The 591-nt window shown below is 62.9% G+C and carries 1 protein-coding gene; it reads right to left on the bottom strand.

Annotated elements, in window-relative coordinates; all coding sequences use genetic code 11:
* Window positions 1-591, bottom strand: a 591-nt coding sequence (locus tag AF337_RS00670) for a DNA polymerase Y subunit UmuC family protein (protein ID WP_483150610.1), incomplete at both ends; no start/stop codon positions are given.

Below are 591 nucleotides of genomic sequence, written 5' to 3'. Positions count from 1 at the left end.
ACGATCAGGTCGGCGCGGCGCACCCCAAGGCCGCGCTTCTGAAGCTCATCGACCAGTTGGACGACGAGGCGGCCGACATATTTGTTGATCGTTTCGGCAGCGCCAATTGGTTCAGCGAAGGCTTTCGAGACTTCGACCAGCTCAGGCGTCCGGATTGGCTTGATCGGCTCGGCGATGCGACAGAGCATCTGGTCGAGACGGCGCCCAACCTCCGGCCCAAAGCGCAACGTCAGCGGCGCGCGCGGGGTATTGGCAAGCTCCCCGATCGTCTGAAATCCGAGAATGCGGAGATCGCTGACAATCGTTGCCGGCAGGCGCAGGAGCGATATAGGCAGCTTTTCGACGGCCCGCACTGTCTCACCCGGCGGAATGACAATCGTCTCGCGCTTGATTGCGCGGGCGCAGGCATGGGCTGCACCCCAGCTGTCGGCGACCGCCACGCGGGCAGTCAGCTTCCTGCCCAGAAACTGGTTGGCGATCTTTGTCACCATTGGCAGCTCGCCGCCCTGCAGGTGGTCGGCGCCTTCGGTGTCCATCACGATGCCGTCGATCCCGTCAATCGCGACGATCGGCGAATAGATTGTTAGTGCC

Origin of the sequence: Rhizobium ecuadorense (assembly GCF_001187535.1) — a bacterium.
Taxonomy (GTDB): domain Bacteria; phylum Pseudomonadota; class Alphaproteobacteria; order Rhizobiales; family Rhizobiaceae; genus Rhizobium; species Rhizobium ecuadorense.
This window is presented reverse-complemented; position numbering and strand designations above follow the sequence as displayed.